The organism is Granulicella sp. L60 (assembly GCF_009765825.1).
Lineage (GTDB): Bacteria > Acidobacteriota > Terriglobia > Terriglobales > Acidobacteriaceae > Edaphobacter.
Genome location: NZ_LMUR01000020.1, coordinates 73029 through 89704, shown reverse-complemented (window position 1 = coordinate 89704; position 16676 = coordinate 73029). Strand labels below are relative to the sequence as shown.

At 62.3% G+C, this 16676-nt stretch carries 17 protein-coding genes; 13 read left to right on the top strand and 4 right to left on the bottom strand.

Annotated features, from left to right (window positions below):
• The first annotated feature begins 1 nt into the window (after position 1).
• From GSQ82_RS18900 to GSQ82_RS18840, 13 genes are all read left to right on the top strand, one after another.
• Entirely contained in the window at positions 2–409 is a 408-nt protein-coding gene (locus GSQ82_RS18900) for an NADH-quinone oxidoreductase subunit A (protein ID WP_158793861.1), read from the top strand.
• Positions 409–900: an NADH-quinone oxidoreductase subunit C gene (locus GSQ82_RS18895; protein ID WP_158793860.1), complete on the top strand. Its 492-nt coding sequence runs from the start codon at positions 409–411 to the stop codon at positions 898–900. The genes GSQ82_RS18900 and GSQ82_RS18895 overlap by 1 nt, the downstream gene beginning before the upstream one ends.
• Complete coding sequence (gene nuoD / locus GSQ82_RS18890; RefSeq protein ID WP_158793859.1) at positions 900–2168, top strand: NADH dehydrogenase (quinone) subunit D; 1269 nt, start codon at positions 900–902, stop codon at positions 2166–2168. The genes GSQ82_RS18895 and nuoD overlap by 1 nt, the downstream gene beginning before the upstream one ends.
• 212 nt (positions 2169–2380) lie before the next feature.
• The gene (locus GSQ82_RS18885) at positions 2381–2680 is read left to right on the top strand and encodes a transcriptional regulator (RefSeq protein WP_158793858.1); all 300 of its coding nucleotides are present in this window, start codon (positions 2381–2383) and stop codon (positions 2678–2680) included.
• Positions 2681–2746: 66 nt separating this feature from the next.
• On the top strand, positions 2747–3256 hold the full coding sequence (gene nuoE / locus GSQ82_RS18880; RefSeq protein WP_158793857.1) for an NAD(P)H-dependent oxidoreductase subunit E: 510 nt from the start codon (positions 2747–2749) through the stop codon (positions 3254–3256).
• A complete protein-coding gene (nuoF, locus tag GSQ82_RS18875; RefSeq protein WP_158793856.1) occupies positions 3256–4584 on the top strand; it encodes an NADH-quinone oxidoreductase subunit NuoF in 1329 nt (442 codons plus the stop codon). Before nuoE ends, nuoF begins: the two co-directional genes overlap by 1 nt.
• Complete coding sequence (locus tag GSQ82_RS18870; RefSeq protein WP_158793855.1) at positions 4585–6984, top strand: molybdopterin-dependent oxidoreductase; 2400 nt, start codon at positions 4585–4587, stop codon at positions 6982–6984.
• A gap of 76 nt (positions 6985–7060) precedes the next feature.
• A complete protein-coding gene (nuoH, locus tag GSQ82_RS18865) occupies positions 7061–8122 on the top strand; it encodes an NADH-quinone oxidoreductase subunit NuoH (protein ID WP_158793854.1) in 1062 nt (353 codons plus the stop codon).
• Positions 8123–8237: 115 nt separating this feature from the next.
• Positions 8238–8744, top strand: a complete 507-nt coding sequence (locus tag GSQ82_RS18860; RefSeq protein ID WP_158793853.1) for an NADH-quinone oxidoreductase subunit J — start codon at positions 8238–8240, stop codon at positions 8742–8744.
• Positions 8745–8749: 5 nt separating this feature from the next.
• Positions 8750–9073 carry an NADH-quinone oxidoreductase subunit NuoK gene (nuoK, locus tag GSQ82_RS18855; RefSeq protein WP_158793852.1) on the top strand — a complete coding sequence of 108 codons (324 nt, stop codon included), beginning with the start codon at positions 8750–8752 and terminating at the stop codon, positions 9071–9073.
• 5 nt (positions 9074–9078) lie between these two features.
• Entirely contained in the window at positions 9079–11118 is a 2040-nt protein-coding gene (gene nuoL, locus GSQ82_RS18850; protein ID WP_158793851.1) for an NADH-quinone oxidoreductase subunit L, read from the top strand.
• A 108-nt stretch (positions 11119–11226) separates the two neighbouring features.
• Positions 11227–12822, top strand: coding sequence for a NuoM family protein (locus tag GSQ82_RS18845; RefSeq protein ID WP_158793850.1), 1596 nt, complete (start codon positions 11227–11229; stop codon positions 12820–12822).
• Entirely contained in the window at positions 12822–14345 is a 1524-nt protein-coding gene (locus GSQ82_RS18840) for an NADH-quinone oxidoreductase subunit N (protein WP_158793849.1), read from the top strand. Before GSQ82_RS18845 ends, GSQ82_RS18840 begins: the two co-directional genes overlap by 1 nt.
• 268 nt (positions 14346–14613) lie before the next feature.
• Here GSQ82_RS18840 and GSQ82_RS18835 read toward each other — a convergent pair whose 3' ends face one another.
• The 4 genes from GSQ82_RS18835 to GSQ82_RS25185 all read right to left on the bottom strand — a co-directional run bounded on the left by GSQ82_RS18835 (position 14614) and on the right by GSQ82_RS25185 (position 16676).
• On the bottom strand, positions 14614–14913 hold the full coding sequence (locus tag GSQ82_RS18835; RefSeq protein WP_158793848.1) for an ATP synthase F0 subunit C: 300 nt from the start codon (positions 14911–14913) through the stop codon (positions 14614–14616).
• Positions 14914–15048: 135 nt separating this feature from the next.
• Complete coding sequence (gene atpB, locus GSQ82_RS18830; RefSeq protein ID WP_158793847.1) at positions 15049–15780, bottom strand: F0F1 ATP synthase subunit A; 732 nt, start codon at positions 15778–15780, stop codon at positions 15049–15051.
• A 42-nt stretch (positions 15781–15822) separates the two neighbouring features.
• Positions 15823–16269: an ATP synthase subunit I gene (locus tag GSQ82_RS18825; protein ID WP_254061776.1), complete on the bottom strand. Its 447-nt coding sequence runs from the start codon at positions 16267–16269 to the stop codon at positions 15823–15825.
• Positions 16266–16676, bottom strand: a complete 411-nt coding sequence (locus tag GSQ82_RS25185; protein ID WP_254061775.1) for an AtpZ/AtpI family protein — start codon at positions 16674–16676, stop codon at positions 16266–16268. Before GSQ82_RS25185 ends, GSQ82_RS18825 begins: the two co-directional genes overlap by 4 nt.

Genomic DNA, 16676 nt, shown 5'->3' with positions numbered 1-16676 from the left:
CATGCACAGTTACCCATACATTTGGAACTACCTTCCACTCGTGCTTCAGGTCCTGGTCGCCCTCGGACTCGCCTGCGGTATGGTGGGGGCCTCCTTCCTCATCGGAAAACACAAAAATTCACGTACCAAGGCCAGCGCCTACGAGTGCGGCATGGATGTGATCGGCGACGCTCGCGGCCGCTTCACCGTCCGCTTCTACATGGTCGCCATGCTCTTCATTCTGTTCGACGTGGAAGCCGTCTTCATGCTTCCGTGGGCCGTCATCTTTCGCCGCCTGCCCGCCATCACCGGCTCACGCATGTTCGGCTTCTACGAGATGCTGGTGTACCTGGGCTTCGTTGGCGTCGGCCTCTTCTACGTCTGGAAGAAAGGTATTCTGAACTGGGCGAACGATAAAGGAGACCTCTAATGTACGAGCCATCCTCCGCCCTCAAGGGCAAGCAGGCCGTCTTCGAGGCGCACCCTGAGAACGCCGCCGTCAAGGCACTCGCCGATCTCGCCACTGACGCAAAGTACGACCGCGCCGAGCTGACGATTACGGTCGCCCGCGAGAACATCGTCGCCGCCTGCCGGGCCATCCAGCAGGCCGGCTATGTCTTCTTTGAAGACGCGACCGCAGTCGACTGGTACCCCTCCGAGCCGCGCTTTCAGGTCACGTATCACATCCTCTCGTTCGCGATGAAGCAGCGCGTGCGCCTGGTCGTTCGTCTCGACAGCGAGAGCGCCTCGCTGGACAGCATCACCGACGTCTGGCCCTCAGCAAACTTCTACGAACGCGAGATCTTCGACCTCTTCGGCATCCACTTCGGCGGCCATCCCAACCTAACGCGCATCATGATGCCCGCAGACTGGAAGGGGCATCCCCTGCGCAAGGACTACCCCGTGGAGGGTTACCGCTAATGGCTTCCACCGTTACAGAGCTTACCGGCCGTGCGGCCATCGACCCCGGCATTGATGATGTAATCGCGAACTCCGCCCAGAACCGGCAGAACGAGCCGCCGCGCGATCAGACAATGATCATCAACATGGGTCCGCAGCATCCCTCAACCCATGGCGTCCTGCGCCTCGTCATCGAGGTAGACGGCGAGACCATCGTCGGCCTCGCACCCGACATCGGCTACCTGCACACCGGCATCGAGAAGACCTGCGAGGCCAAGTTCTACCAGCAGGTCGTACCGCTCACCGACCGCATCGACTATCTCTGTCCCATGACCAACAACCTCGCCTACTGCCTGGCGGTGGAGAAGTTGCTTGGTCTAGAGATTCCGGAGCGCGCGCAGTACCTCCGCGTCCTCTTCAACGAACTCACCCGCATCCAATCGCACCTGGTCTGGCTCGGCACCCACGCCATGGACATCGGCGCGCTCACCGTCTTCCTCTACTGCTTCCGCGAGCGCGAACAGCTCCTCCGCATCTTTGAAGCCGTCTCCGGCCAGCGCATGATGACCAGCTACGTCCGCGTCGGCGGGCTGAGCCTGGAACCGCCGCGCGATCTGTACGCGACCATCCGCACCTTCCTCAAAGAGTTCCCCGCGCACATCGACGAGTACGAAGGCCTGCTCCAGACCAACCCCATCTGGATGAACCGGCTGAAGGGCGTAGGCTACCTCTCGCCCGAAGATGCGATCGCGCTGGGCGTGACCGGGCCTCCGCTGCGTGCCTCTGGCGTCGACTTCGACGTCCGCCGCGACATGCCCTACTCCGGCTACGAGAAGTTCCAGTTCAACGTCCCCACTTCGACCATCGGCGACGTCTGGGCGCGCTACATCGTTCGCATGCAGGAGTTCCGCGAGTCGGTCAAGATCTGCCTGCAGGCACTCGACGGCTTGCCCGAGGGCCGAATCACCGCCGATGCGCCGAAGATCATCCTGCCGAACCGCGAAGAGATGAAGACCCAGATGGAGTCGCTCATCCATCACTTCAAGATCGTCACCGAAGGCTTCGGCGTACCAGCCGGCGAGGTGTGCAGCTCGGTCGAAGCACCACACGGCATGATGAACTACTACGTCGTCTCCGACGGCACCGCCAAGCCTTACCGCGTCCACATGCGCAACCCGGGATTTGCAACACTGCAGGCGCTCGAGACCATGTGCAAAGGCAGATTGCTCGCCGACGTCGTCGCAGTGATTGGCAGCATTGATATTGTTTTGGGAGAGATCGACCGATGACAGCTTCGTTCGAATCGTTAACCGCAAAGCAGCAGACGATAAAGCTGACTCTGGGCCTCCTTGTCATAGTTCCCGTGTTGTTGATCGCGGCATTTGCAAGACACAGTCTTATGGGACAACACTTTGGCGCTGTAGCAATGGCAACGATCCTCGCAAGCACTGCAGTCTCACTTTCCTCACGCACATGGATTCAAAAGGTCAAGTGATCAAAGTTGGACAAACAGCTTCACACCGAACTTTGGACTTCCTGGGCTTCCCTGCTTCGCTCGTACGCAGCCGCCCACGGACTTAACAGCCGGCATCATGCAGTCGTTGAAGTTGGAGCAGATGAAATTACACTACGCGTAGCCAGCCGTTGGCTTCGCTTCACGCACGACGCAGTGGAAGAGAGTAACGGCACCAAGACCGGCTTCAGCCTTCAGGAAGACGGAACTGTTAAACTGAATTCCATCACCGAAGAGATGGACCTTGCCGCCGAACGGCTGGCGCGGGAGATGATGCACAGTGAGTAGTCTTTTTAGTCATTCCGTAGCGCAGCGGAGGAATCTGTTTCATCCTGCCGCCAAGGATTCAGCTGAATGAGCACAGTCGCCAACACGATCTTTTCGCCCGAGACGGCCGCACGCTTCGACCACCTCGTCACCATCTACCCGCTCAAGCGGTCGGCGCTCGTGCCCATGCTGCTCTACGCGCAGGACGAGATCGGTTACGTCTCGGACGCCGTTGTCGCCGAGATCGCCGAGCGCATCGGCCTGCTGGAGTTAGACGTACGCAACGTGCTCTCGTACTACTCCATGCTGCGCACCAAGCCCGCGGGCAAGTACAACGTGCAGGTCTGCACCAACATCTCCTGCATGCTGCGCGGCGGTTACGAGATCCTCGACCACTGCAAGGCGAAGCTCGGCATCGGGCACAAGGGCGTCACGCCGGACGGCGTCTTCTCGCTCGAAGAGGTTGAGTGCATCGGCGCATGCTGCTGGGCTCCGGCCATCCAGATCAACTACGATTTCCACGACGATCTGACCCCCGAAAAGGTCGACGTTCTGTTCCAGATCTACCGCGACGGCCAGGGAAAGGACGAAAAATAATGCCTACACTCGTCAGCCATCCCGATGAAGTCAAGGTCGTCTCCCGCCGCTTCGGCATGGGCGCGGCCAATATCGATAAGTACATCGAACTCGACGGCTACAAGGCCGTGCAGCAGGCCATCGCCCAGGGTCCGGAGATGTCCAACTGGATCATCAACACCATGAAGGCCTCGGGCCTGCGCGGACGCGGCGGCGCTGGCTTCCCCACTGGCATGAAGTGGAGCTTCGTTCCCAAGCAGTCCGAGAAGCCGAAGTACGTTCTGGTCAACGGCGACGAGTCCGAGCCCGGCACCTGTAAGGACCACGTCATCTTCCTGCACGATCCGCACGCCGTCATCGAAGGCACCATGATCGCCGGCCTCGCCATCGGCTCCAAGCTCGGCTTCATCTATCTCCGCGGCGAGTATCGCTACCTCCTCAAGATCGTCGAAAAGGCCGTCGCTGACGCCTACGCGAAGGGCTTCCTCGGCAAGAATATCTTCGGCTCGGGCGTCGACTTCGACGTCATCACCCAGACCGGCGCAGGAGCCTACGAGGTCGGCGAAGAGTCCGCCCTCATGGAGTCGCTCGAAGGCAAGCGCGGCGTCCCCCGCATCAAGCCGCCCTTTCCTGCCGTCGTCGGCCTCTACGGCGGACCCACCGTCATCAACAACGCCGAGACCATCGCCAACGCCCCGCACATTCTGTTGATGGGAGGCGAGGACTACGCCAAGCTCGGCACCGAACGCAACGGCGGCACACGCCTCTTCGGCATCAGCGGCCACGTCGAGCGCCCCGGCGTCTACGAGCTGCCTATGGGCTACTCGCTGCGCAAGGCCATCTACGACGTCGCTGGCGGTATCAAAGACGGCAAGAAACTCAAGGCTGTCGTGCCCGGCGGCGCATCCTGCCCGGTCCTCACTGCCGACGAGATCGATGTAGGCCTCGACTTCGACCAGATGGGCAAGGCCGGAACCATGCTCGGCTCTGGCGGCATCGTCGTGCTGGATGAGACCGTCTCCATCGTCGAGTTCGCCCTGCGCACCATCGCCTTCTACCAGCACGAGTCCTGCGGCTGGTGCATCCCCTGCCGCGAGGGCACGGACTGGATCAAGAAGACCATGACCCGCGTCTACAACGGCGGAGGCACCAGGAAAGACGTGGACAACATCCAGTATCTCGCCGACAACATGATGGGCCGCACCTTCTGCCCGCTCGGCGACGCGGCTGCGATGCCCACGCTCGGCTTCGTCAAAAAATTCCGCAAAGAGTTCGAAGACTACATCGATGGCCACAAGGCCGGAACTCCCATCATCACCGTCGAACAACTCGTTGGAGCAGGACACTAAATGGCTGACGTAACCTTTACCGTAGACGGCAAGCAACTCACCGCACCCGCGGGCACCCTCCTCCTCGAGGCCTGCAAGTCCGCCGGCATTGAAGTCCCTGCCTTCTGCTACTACCCCGGCATCTCGCTCAAAGCGGCCTGCCGCATGTGTGTCGTCCGCATCGAGAAGATGCCGAAGCTCCAGACCGCATGCACCACCCCGGTCGCCGAGGGCATGGTCGTCCAGACCGAGACGCCCGAGATCGCCCAGGCCCGCAAGGCCACGCTCCAACTGCTGCTCGGCAACCACCCGCTCGACTGCCCCGTCTGCGACGCCGGTGGCGAGTGCGAGTTGCAGGATATGACCTTCAAGTACGGCGCGGCCACCAGCTTCTACGCCGAACCCAAGCACCACCGCGAAGAGCAGAAGTGGTCCCCTGTCGTCTACTATGACCGTCCGCGCTGCATCCTCTGCTACCGCTGCATCAGCATGTGCGGCGAAGGCATGGACGTCTTCGCACTCGGCATCCAGAACCGCGGCAGCTCGTCGGTCGTCGCCCCCAACGTCCCCGCGCAGATGTCCCCCGATGACCTCGCCCACGTCGACTGTGAGCAGTGCGGCATGTGCATCGACGCCTGCCCCGTAGGCGCTCTCACCTCCGGCACCTATCGTTACAAGACCCGCCCCTGGGAGATGAATCACGTCTCCACCATCTGCACCCACTGCGGCGACGGATGCAAGACCACCCTAGGCGTCCGCAGCACCTCCGACGGCAGCGAGATCGTTCGCGGCGACAATCGCGACAAGTCCGGCATCAACGGCGACTTCCTCTGCAATAAGGGCCGCTACGCCTTCGACTTCGCCAACAACGAGACCCGCCTCACCCAGCCGCTCGTACGCCAGCCCAACGGTGAACTCAAGCCCGTTAGCTGGGAGGCTGCGCTCGACCTCGTAGGCAAGAAGTTCCGCGAGCTGCGCGACACCCGCGGCGGTAAGTCCATCGGCGTCATCGGCTCCAACCGCACCACCAACGAGGAGTCTTACCTCCTGCAGAAGTTCGCCCGCACCGTTCTCGGCACCAACAACATCGACCACCACCGCACTGCGGACTACGTCGCCTTCGCGCAGGGCCTCGCAGGCAAGGCCGGCCTCACCGCCAGCCTGAACGACACCCTCACCGCTCCGGCCATCATGATCCTCGGCGGCGACCCCACCATCCAGGCCCCCGGCACCGCGTGGAACATCCGCACCAACGTTCGCAACAAGCGCGCACGCCTCTACATCGCCAACTCGTCCGAGATCAAGCTTCGTCGCCAGGCCAAGGCCTTCGCACACATCGCGCCCTTCAGCTACGGCGCGCTCGCCAGCTTCATCGCCGGGGACGACAGCGCCACCGACTCCCTCACCCACGCCGGAGCCGATGCTGCCTCGTTCCACAGCTTCCGCGACGCCGTCCGCGCCGAAGAGTCGCTCCTCGTCCTCATCGGCTCCGAGATTCGCGGTGCCGACCTCAAGCGCCTCCTCGCCTTCGGTACCACCATGCCGAACCGCAAGTTCGCTCTCCTCTCCGACTACGTCAACTCGCGCGGCGCCGCCGACATGGGCCTTCTGCCCGACCTGCTCCCCGGCTACACTCCGTTGGCGGGCAACACCACCTTCGCCGAGTACAACACCCCGAGCGCACCCGGACTCGACATGCTTGAGATCTTCGAAGCCGCAGGCAAGGGTGAGCTCTCTGCCCTCTACGTCGTCGGCGCAAACCCAATCTCCCGCTACGGTGTCGATCCCTCTTCCCTGGCCAATACATTCGTCGTGGTTCAAGACATGTTCCTCACCGAGACCGCAGCCATCGCCGACGTCGTCCTGCCCGCCGCAAACCTGTACGAAAAGTCAGGCTCCGTCACCAACAGCTACGGCGACCTCCAACTCGTCAGCAAGGCAGGCGACCGCGCCGGTGTCCGCACCGACTTCGAGATGATCGTCCGCATCGCCGACAAGATGGGCGCGAACATGCAAGCGCTGGTTCCTTTCGGCAAGGGCACACGCGCCGATATGGGCCAGTCCCGCGGCGCACAGTCCGGCGAGGCCGACCGCCATGCGGTATGGTTGACGGCGAACCACCTCGAACCGAAGCTCAGCCCGTTTGATCCGTTCGCCATCCTGGACGAGATCCAGCGCCTCGTCCCCGGCTACAACCTGATGCGCCTCCAGCTTCTCTCCGGCAACGACCAGCACCTCGAACCCGCCGCCGGCAACCTCGTCCAGATAGCAAACCGTCGCGACCTCGTCCTTCCGGCCAATGACTCGCTCTTTACCTCCGGAACCCTCGGCCGCTACTCCGCCATGCTCTCCGACCTGCAGCACAACGAGAGCCTTCGTCCACCCACCGGACTCACCCAGATTCAGACCGCAGCCGACTAAGTCTCAGCTTTAGTTTCACGGAGTCCGCAGTGAACCGAAAATCTCAAAGCTCGAACCTCAGGGCTGAAAGCCGATCATGATCCATCTCACACCGTTTCAGACGTTCCTTCTGCTCAGCATCCTCAAGGTCGTGGTCGTCCTCGTCATCACCCTGACGTCGGTCGCCTACACGGTGCTGCTCGAGCGCAAGGTCCTGGGCCGCATCCAGAACCGCTGGGGACCCTCCCGCACCGGCCCCTTCGGACTGATGCAGCCGCTCGCCGACGGCATCAAGCTCTTCCTCAAAGAAGACCTCATGCCCATCGCCGCAGAACGGCCACTCTTTCTCCTCGCCCCCATCATCGCGCTCACCTGCGCGCTTATCTCTATCGCGGTCGTTCCCTTCGGCGGCATGCAGACCATCAAGGGCGTCGAGATGTTCAACATCGCCGACCTCAACATCGGCCTTCTCGTCATCCTCGGCATCACCTCCATCGGCGTCTACGGCATCGCGCTCTCCGGCTGGGCTTCAAACAACAAGTTCGCCCTGCTCGGCAGCCTTCGCGCCACCTCGCAGATGATCAGCTACGAACTCGCTCTCGGCCTGTCGCTGGTCGGGGTCGTCCTCCGCGCCCAGTCCCTCAGCCTGCGCGACATCGTCAACAGCCAAGGCGCTCACGGCCTGCTCAGCTGGAACTTCTTCGGCGGCTTCCAGTTCGTCGGCTTCTTCATCTACATCATGGCCGCCTACGCCGAGACCAACCGCGCCCCCTTCGACCTCCCCGAGGCCGAGTCCGAGCTCGTCGCCGGCTACCACACCGAGTACTCCTCCATGAAGTTCGCCATGTTCTTCATGGCCGAGTACGCCAACATGATCACCGTCAGCTGCGTCGCCTCCCTGCTCTTCTTCGGCGGCGCCTCCAGCCCCCTCGGTCATCTCCTCCCAGCGGACTTCGGCGGCCCGATCCTGACCGCCATCTTCCCCATCCTCTGGTTCGTCCTCAAGGTCCTCGGCTTCCTTCTGCTCTTCATCTGGGTGCGCGGCACGCTGCCCCGCTTCCGCTACGACCAACTCATGAGCTTCGGCTGGAAGTTCCTCCTGCCGCTCGCCATGCTCAACATCATCGTCACCAGCCTTATCATCGCCCTGCGCGGCTAACTCCGCTCAAGACAGCAAGCTGTTTTACAATCAGCAGATAAGCCCTAGAAGCCTCTGCTCACGTTCAAGCGTCGTAACCGATTCAAGAGCTTCAAACAAGGAATCGCGGAACCTCATGCAACTGGCACTCTTTATCATCTTCGGTGTGCTGGCCGTCGCAGGTGCACTCAACCTCCTGCTGCAGCGCCATCCTATCAACAGCGCGCTCTCGCTGGTCGTCGTCATGATGTCGCTCGCCGTCCTCTACTGGTCGCTTGGGGCAGAGTTCCTCGCCGCCGCACAGGTCATCGTATACTCCGGCGCCATCATGGTCTTCTTCGTCTTCGTCATCATGCTGCTCAACGCAGGCGAAGAGGAGCGCACCACCGGCAGCCGCGCAGCCTATCTCGTCGGCTTCCCCGGCGCTGCGGCCATCTTCTGCCTGCTCAGCTTCGTCTTCCTGTCCGAGCGCCGCGCCCTCGGCACCACCAACATCGGCGGCTATCTCAACCACCTCACAAGCAACATCTCCGAGATCAGCACCGTCCTCTTCACCAAGCTCCTGCTCCCCTTCGAAGTCACCTCCGTCCTCATCCTGGTCGCCATCCTCGGAGCCGTCGTGCTCGCCCGGAAGGAGCAGTAGACGCCATGAACTCATTCGCAGCCGCGCAGGTCCCCATCGCCGCTTACCTTATCCTCGCCGCCGTCCTCTTCTCCATCGGCGTCGCGGCCTTCCTCATCAAGCGCAACCTCATCACCGTCTTCATGTCGATCGAGCTGATGCTCAACGCCGTCAACCTCACCTTCGTCGCCTTCAGCCACATGTGGCACCAGGTCTCCGGCCAGATCTTCGTCTTCTTCGTCATGGTCGTCGCCGCAGCGGAAGCCGCCGTCGGCCTCGCCATCATCATCGCCATCTTCCGCACGCGCCAGACCCTCAACGTCGATCAGATCGACCTGATGAAATCGTGACCTCTATGCCTTCCGAATATCTCTGGCTCATCCCGCTGCTTCCCTTCGCCGGCTTCCTCATCAACGGAACCGTCGGCCGCAAGCTGCCCCGCACCCTCGTCACCGCCATCGCCCTCATCGCCACCGCGATCCCGGCCATCCTCGTCGCCTGGCTCTGGATCACCATGAAGGCCGCAGGCGCGCCGGACGCCATCGAACTCGTCAGCCAGCCCTGGATCGCCATCACCGGCCTACAGATCGACTTCGCCTTCACCGTCGACCACCTCACCCTCCTCATGCTTGGCGTCGTCACCGGCGTAGGCTTCCTCATCCACCTCTACTCCGCCGGCTACATGGCGCACGAAGAGGGATACTGGCGCTTCTTCGCCTACCTCAACCTCTTCATGTTCTTCATGTCCATCCTCGTCCTCTCGTCGAGCTTCCTTCTGCTCTTCGTCGGCTGGGAGGGTGTCGGTCTCGCCTCCTACCTGCTCGTGGGCTTCTACTTCAAGAAGGACTCCGCCGCCAACGCCGGCAAAAAAGCCTTCATCGTCAACCGCATCGGCGACTTCGGCTTCCTGCTCGCGATGTTCCTCATCGTCCAGCACTTCGGTTCGCTCGAATTCGGCCACGTCTTCAACGCCATCAACGTCAATCCCGAGTGGCACGGCGGCGTCCTCACCGCCATCGCCCTCCTGCTCGTCCTTGGAGCCACCGGCAAGTCTGCCCAGATCCCCCTCTACGTCTGGCTCCCCGACGCCATGGAAGGCCCCACCCCCGTCTCCGCCCTCATCCACGCGGCCACCATGGTAACGGCCGGTATCTACATGGTCGCCCGCTGCCACGTCCTCTTCGACCGCAGCCCCTACGCCCTCACCGTCATCGCCGCCATCGGAGCCGCCACCGCCATCTTCGCCGCCTGCATCGGCATGGTGCAACACGACATCAAACGCGTCCTCGCTTATTCGACGGTGTCGCAGCTCGGTTACATGTTCCTCGCCTGCGGAGTCGGAGCCTACACCGCCGGCATCTTCCACCTCCTCACTCACGCCTTCTTCAAGGCGCTCCTCTTTCTCGCCGCCGGCTCCGTCATTCACGCGCTCTCCGGCGAGCAGGACATGCGCAAGATGGGCGGCCTCCGCAAGCGCATCCCCGTCACCTTCTGGACCATGACGATGGGCGTCTTCGCCATTGCTGGCATCCCTCCCTTCGCAGGCTTCTTCTCCAAGGACGAGATCCTCTACCAGGCCTTCGCCTCTCCCAACCCCCTCGGCAAACTCGTCTGGCTCATCGGCCTCATCACCGCCGGCATGACCTCGTTCTACATGTTCCGCCTCTGGTTCAAGACCTTCTTCGGCCCGGAGCACTTCGACGAGCACGCCCCGATCGAGACCCACGGAGCCCCCGTCCACGCCCACTCCGGCACCCACGCCGTCATGGAGGCCGAGCACGACTCCGGCCAGGCTGCCCATACCCACGGCGTCCACGAATCCCCGTGGATCATGCTCTTCCCCCTCGTCATCCTCGCCATCCTCTCGGTCGTCGGCGGCTGGGTCGGCGTCCCAGCAAGCATGGGTGGCCACAACGAGATCGAGCACTTCCTCGAACCCGTCTTCGCCAACCCCAACGCTGTCGAAGCCGCAACCACCACTGCCAGCCATGGCCTCGAACTCGGCCTTGCGACCGTCTCGGTTCTCGTCGTAGCCATCGGCTTCCTCTTTGCCTTCGTCTTCTACTACAAGAAGCCCGGCACCGCCGCAGCCCTCGCCCGGCGCGCACCCGCCCTCTACAACCTCGTCCAGAACAAGTTCTACATCGACGAGGTCTACAGCGCGGTCATCATCAGCCCTCTGCTCATGTTCTCCCGCCTCTTCCTCGGCGGTCTCATCGACGGCGGTCTCGTCAACGGATCCGCCGCAGCCGCAGGCGCAACCACCCGCGGCCTCGGCTCACTCGTACGCCGCGTTCAGTCCGGAAACATTCGCTCCTACGCCGGCTGGCTCGCCCTCGGAGCAGCCGCCGTTCTGCTCGTCATGATCTTCGGCCGTTCCATCTGGCTGCACTAAAGCTTTTGCTCTAACCGTTGTCTGTTCTTTTATTTGTCATCCCGTAGGGATCTGCTTCTGTACTCGCACCACCGCACCAGCACCACCAAAGGAATCGATGAACTCGCGATGAACATAGACCACAACATCCTGACCATCATCACCTTCCTCCCCCTCGCGGGAGCGGTCCTGCTCGCCCTTCTGCCCGACCGCGGCAAGATGATGCAGTGGGGCGCACTCGCCGTCACCCTCCTCACCTTCGTCGCAACCCTGCACCTCCCCTCGCACTACGACTACAGCGCCGCGGCAAACCTCGAGGGCGCCGGCAGCTTCCAGTTCGTCCAGAACCACGAGTGGATCAGCTCCCCCGCCATCCGCTTCCACCTCGGCGTCGACGGCCTCTCCATGTGGCTCGTCGTGCTCACCGGCTTCCTCGCACCGCTCGGCGTCCTCATCTCATGGAACGCCATCTCCGAGCGCAAGAAACTCTTCTACATCCTCTTCCTGCTCCAGCAGGTCGCGATGCTCGGCATCTTCGTCTCGCTCGATCTCTTCCTCTACTACGCCTTCTGGGAGCTCTCCCTCGTCCCGATGACGCTGCTCATCGCCACCTTCGGCCGCACCGCCAACCGCCGCCGCGCCGCCATCAAGTACTTCCTCTACACCTTCATCCCCTCGGCCATCCTGCTCGTCGGCATGCTCTGGATCTACTCCCGCACCGGCACCTTCCAGCTGCCTGAACTCACCCAGCTCGCCGCCGCGCACAACATCTCCGGCAACAACGCCGCCCTCTGGCTGGCCTCGCTCGCCTTCCTCTTCGCATTCGCCGTCAAAGTCCCCGTCTTCCCTCTGCACGGCTGGCTCTCCGACGCCATCGCCGAAGCTCCCACCGCAGCCGTCATGGTACTCGCCGGAAAACTCGGCCTCTACTCCATCCTGCGCTTCTCCTTCAGCATCTTTCCCGAACAGTCCCGCCACATCGCTCCTCTGATGATCGCCCTCGGAGCCATCGGCATCGTCTACGGAGCGCTCATCGCTCTCGTCCAGAAGGACCTCAAGCAGCTAGCCGCTTACGGAACCCTCGGCCACGTCAGCGTCGTCGTCCTCGGCATCTTCACCTTCACCATCGCCGGCATGGACGGCGGCATCTACGCCACCCTCAACGAAGGCATCGGCGGCGGCGCACTCTTCATGCTCCTCGGCATCCTCTACGAGCGCTACGGCACCTACGACATGCGCGACTACGGCGGCCTCGCCGCGAAGCTCCCCTGGATGGTCACCCTCTTCGTCATCACCACCCTGTCGGTTGTCGGCCTACCCATGCTCAACGGCTTCGTCGGCGAGTTCCTCGTTCTCACCGGCTCCATGCAGTCCACCGTCCACAACCACACCGGCTGGACCGTCCTCGCCACCACCGGCGTCATCCTCACCGCCTCCTACATGCTCTGGATGATCCAGCGCGTCTTCTACGGCGACCTCAACTTCAACACCGCCGACACCCCAGCGTCCGACCTCGACGCCCGCGAACACATCGCCCTCTGGCCCCTGGTCGCCGTCATGCTCGCCATGGGCGTAGCCTCTCCGCTCTGGATGCGCGCCATCGACACCGCCGGCTCCGACCTCGCGCAGGAACCGGCTCAGATTCAATCCACCGAACAGCCAGCCCTCTCGACCAACACTGACATGCATCTGCCCATTCCAGCCGCCCAGGAGGCCACGAAGTAATGTCCCCCAATATCCTGGCCATCCTTCCCGAACTCATCCTCACCCTCACCGGCATCCTCGTCATGATGGCCGAACCGTGCCTCGCGCCCGCCACCAGCCGTAAGCCCCTCGGCTGGATCGCCATCGCCGGCACCGTCGCTGCCCTCGCCTCCAGCTGGTACCAGATCCAGTTCGGCACCATCCACGCCTTCTCCGGCACCATCCAGGTCGACGCCTTCTCGGTCCTCTTTCACTTCATCATCGGCGCCGTCGTCCTCGTCACCCTCCTCGGCTCGCTCGACTACTTCCAGGGCCACGCCACCCACGCGGGCGAGTACTACGCTCTCCTCTGCTTCGGCTCCGTCGGCATGATGCTCATGACCTGCTCCGTCGAGCTCCTCATGGTCTTCATCGGCCTCGAGATCTCGTCCATCTCCACCTACATCATGTGCGGCTTCCGCAAGGGCCAGGCCACCGGCTCCGAGTCCTCCATCAAGTACTTCCTGCTCGGCTCCTTCGCCACCGCCTTCTTCCTCTATGGCGTCGCCCTCGCCTTCGGAGCCACAGGCTCCACCAACATCTACGCCATCGCCCACGGCCTCCAAACCACCGCCACACCCTACCTCGCCTTCACCGCGCTGGCCCTCATCCTCATCGGCCTCGGCTTCAAGGTCTCCGCCGCTCCCTTCCACGTCTGGACGCCCGACGTCTACCAGGGCGCACCCGCTCCCGTCGTCGGCCTCATGTCCACCGCACCCAAGGCCGCAGCCTTCGCCGTCCTGCTTCGCATCACCTTCACCGGCTTCCCCATCTACCAGCATCGCTGGTCTGTCCTGATGTGGGTACTCGCTGCCCTCTCGATGACCATCGGCAACCTCGGCGCCCTGCAGCAGCGCGATGTCAAACGCATGCTCGCCTACTCCAGCATCGCCCACGCAGGCTACCTGCTCGTCGCCTTCACGGCCTTCCCCTTCGACGGCATCGCCGCCGCCTGCTTCTACACCGCCACCTACGCCGCCATGAACGTCGGCGCCTTCGCCGTCATCACCCAGATCTCCGGCTACGAAGAGCGCGCCCGCACCATCGACGACTACACCGGCCTCGGCCAGAAGCGTCCCTTCCTCGCCGCGCTCCTCGGCTTCTTCCTGCTCTCGCTCATCGGCATCCCCTTCACCGGCGGCTTCTTTGGCAAGTTCTACGTCTTCACCGCCGCCATCCACGGAGGCAACATCTGGCTCGCTGTCATCGGCCTTCTCAACAGCGGCATCGCCTGCTTCTACTACCTGCGCCTGCTCGCCGCCGTCTACACCAAACCCGGCACCGAGGCCTCCGCCCGTCTCAACCAGCTTCGCCCCATCAGCGTCTCCGCCGCAGTAGGCCTGGCCTTGGCCGCAGTGGCCACGCTTGCACTCGGCATCCTGCCCAACGGAGCGGTCTCCTTCGCCGAGTTCGCCAGCCACTCCACGCTCATCGAGCAGGGCCGCCAGCAGTGCGCTGCCAGCCCCGACAACTGCCATTTGCAGCTCAACTTCGACGACAGATAAAGATGATGTCCTGCCGGACGGGCCGCTTACTCAGCGGGACGTCACATCGTGACGTGTATACCTGTCACGCCCGCGCAGACGACATCAGTCCTCCCGTTGGTCGGAATCATCATCGCGCCGACCAACGGGAGGCCCACCCGAAGGCGTATACAAGTCACGAAGTGACCTCCCCACGAGCAGTGGGCCCGTCCGGCAGAACATATCTTTCCCCAAAAGAAAAAGCCCCCGCAAAAGCGGAGGCCTTCCCTTCAATCCAAACTCCCTGAGCTTACTTAACCTTCAGGAAGATAATGACGAACGTGAACAGCGCAAGCGACTCGATAAACGCCAGACCGAGAATCAGGAAGATAAAGATTCCAGGACGAGCACCCGGGTTACGCGCCAGAGCCTCGGTCGCCGAAGCCGTCGCCTTACCCTGACCCAGACCGCACAGACCCGCAGCCAGCGCCATGCCCAGACCGGCAGCAAGCGGAACCCACTGGTTGGCAACTTCGCCACCCTGCGCAAAAGCCGGCGTTGCAAGCAGCAGCGCGGCCAACGACATAAACAGATATTGCAGCTTCTTCATAGTATTACTCCTGCCTCCGTCAGATACGCCGCCAGTGGGTGGTTGATGCTCACCGTGCTGGCACCCTCACGCTATGCGGCGTTGTTACACACTGCGAGAGGAGGCCCCAACGCAGCGAAGCTTGAAACCTAAACTCTAATGATCGTGCGCCGTAGCCAGCGAGAGATAGATCGCCGCCAGCAGGAAGAACACATACGCCTGCACCACAGCCACGCCAAGGTGCAGACCCAGAAAGATCAGCGGAATTCCTACCGGCACCAGCGAGAAGAACGCCAGCGTCACCAGGTCACCGGCAAACATATTCGCATACAGACGAACCGTGAGCGAAAGAACGCGCGCAAGGTGCGAGATAACCTCGATCGGAAACAGCAGCCAGTACAACCACCACACCGGTCCCAGGAACTGCTTGATATATCCCCAGCCGTTCTCCCGAATCCCATGGTAGTGATAGTAGAAAAACGTGACGATCGCAAACCCGAGCGGCACCACGGCCTCGGCCGTAGGCGACTTCAGCCCCGGAACGATGCCCATCAGGTTCGCCAGCAGAATAAACAGCAGCAGCGCCGTCAGGTAGCTCACAAACCGCTCGTACCCGTGCCCGATGATCGACTCACCCTGCTCCGACACGAACTCGTGCGTCATCTCCGCGAGATGCTGCACCGGCGCCGGCTTCTCCACGCTCAGCGTGAACCGAACCACCAGAAAGTAAGCAATCAGGAACGCAAATACCAGCAGCTCCATCGCAAACGCGTCCGTAATCGGAGCCTGCGGATACGTCGGCTGAATGTGCAGCGCACGCAGAAACGATGTCGTCAGCGCACCGAAGTGGATATTCAGAAATTGGGCAAGCAGTGTCTGTGTAGGCATATAGAGATCTTTGTTTGATTCCGTACTCTTCCAACGTCCGGCCTAAACCGTCCACGCCTTCATCAGCCTCAACCCCTCCACCGTCAGTGCAAACACACCCAAGGCGAGACCGGCGGCCAGCGCGTAGACCGAACCATTCAGAAACTTAAGGCTAACATAAAGAAGCACCACGGTCAGCCCCAGACGCAGGAAGAACCCGAACAAAACCAGCCCCATCGGCTTGGCCTTCCCCCCGCCGTCCATCCGCACCATCACCGCCGTCATCAGCCGCAGCCACTCAAACAGCCCCGACCCCGAGATCACCGCCCCCACCAGCAGCAGCACCGCAGACTGCCACCCCAGCTTCCACCACACCAGCGGAGCCGCCACCACCGTAATCACCCCCAGCAGACGCAGCGCGCTCCAGATCGTCTTCTTGAAGTCCGCGTCGCTGAAGCTCTCCATCGTCCTCAAAACATCATCTCCCTTGCCCACACCCGCGTCCGTCACGAGCGGTCGTTCTTCAAAAACTTCGAAGCCGTCCGAAAGATCTGCACAAACCCCGCTACCGCCCCCAGCAGAATCCCCACAATCGAGATCCATCCCTGGTGAAAGTGCCGATCCAGCCAGCTTCCCACCAGCCACCCGATCACGCAACCCGCCGGCAGCGCAATCGCCAGCTGAATCATCGACTCAGCCTTCACCAGCTCGCCCAGCGACCCCTTGCCGCCTGTCTTCCCTGCTCCGTCATCCGCCATAGCAGCACCATTACAACACGCCAGCCCCACCATCGCGAACACCGAATCAGCCAAACGCCGACCAAAGGGAGGCCCAAGCGAAGCCGCACACAAGTCACGAAGTGACTCCCCACGAGCAGTGGGCCCGTCCAGCAGGACAAGCGCCGCTATACTAATCAT

Excerpts from the sequence above, each read along its gene's own strand:
- GSQ82_RS18900 (WP_158793861.1), top strand. The coding sequence starts at position 2 with ATGCACAGTTACCCATACATTTGGAACTACCTTCCACTCGTGCTTCAG.
- GSQ82_RS18895 (WP_158793860.1), top strand. The coding sequence starts at position 409 with ATGTACGAGCCATCCTCCGCCCTCAAGGGCAAGCAGGCCGTCTTCGAG.
- nuoD (WP_158793859.1), top strand. The coding sequence starts at position 900 with ATGGCTTCCACCGTTACAGAGCTTACCGGCCGTGCGGCCATCGACCCC.
- nuoE (WP_158793857.1), top strand. The coding sequence starts at position 2,747 with ATGAGCACAGTCGCCAACACGATCTTTTCGCCCGAGACGGCCGCACGC.
- nuoF (WP_158793856.1), top strand. The coding sequence starts at position 3,256 with ATGCCTACACTCGTCAGCCATCCCGATGAAGTCAAGGTCGTCTCCCGC.
- GSQ82_RS18870 (WP_158793855.1), top strand. The coding sequence starts at position 4,585 with ATGGCTGACGTAACCTTTACCGTAGACGGCAAGCAACTCACCGCACCC.
- nuoH (WP_158793854.1), top strand. The coding sequence starts at position 7,061 with ATGATCCATCTCACACCGTTTCAGACGTTCCTTCTGCTCAGCATCCTC.
- GSQ82_RS18860 (WP_158793853.1), top strand. The coding sequence starts at position 8,238 with ATGCAACTGGCACTCTTTATCATCTTCGGTGTGCTGGCCGTCGCAGGT.
- nuoK (WP_158793852.1), top strand. The coding sequence starts at position 8,750 with ATGAACTCATTCGCAGCCGCGCAGGTCCCCATCGCCGCTTACCTTATC.
- nuoL (WP_158793851.1), top strand. The coding sequence starts at position 9,079 with ATGCCTTCCGAATATCTCTGGCTCATCCCGCTGCTTCCCTTCGCCGGC.
- GSQ82_RS18845 (WP_158793850.1), top strand. The coding sequence starts at position 11,227 with ATGAACATAGACCACAACATCCTGACCATCATCACCTTCCTCCCCCTC.
- GSQ82_RS18840 (WP_158793849.1), top strand. The coding sequence starts at position 12,822 with ATGTCCCCCAATATCCTGGCCATCCTTCCCGAACTCATCCTCACCCTC.
- GSQ82_RS18835 (WP_158793848.1), bottom strand. The coding sequence starts at position 14,913 with ATGAAGAAGCTGCAATATCTGTTTATGTCGTTGGCCGCGCTGCTGCTT.
- atpB (WP_158793847.1), bottom strand. The coding sequence starts at position 15,780 with ATGCCTACACAGACACTGCTTGCCCAATTTCTGAATATCCACTTCGGT.
- GSQ82_RS25185 (WP_254061775.1), bottom strand. The coding sequence starts at position 16,676 with ATGATTAGTATAGCGGCGCTTGTCCTGCTGGACGGGCCCACTGCTCGT.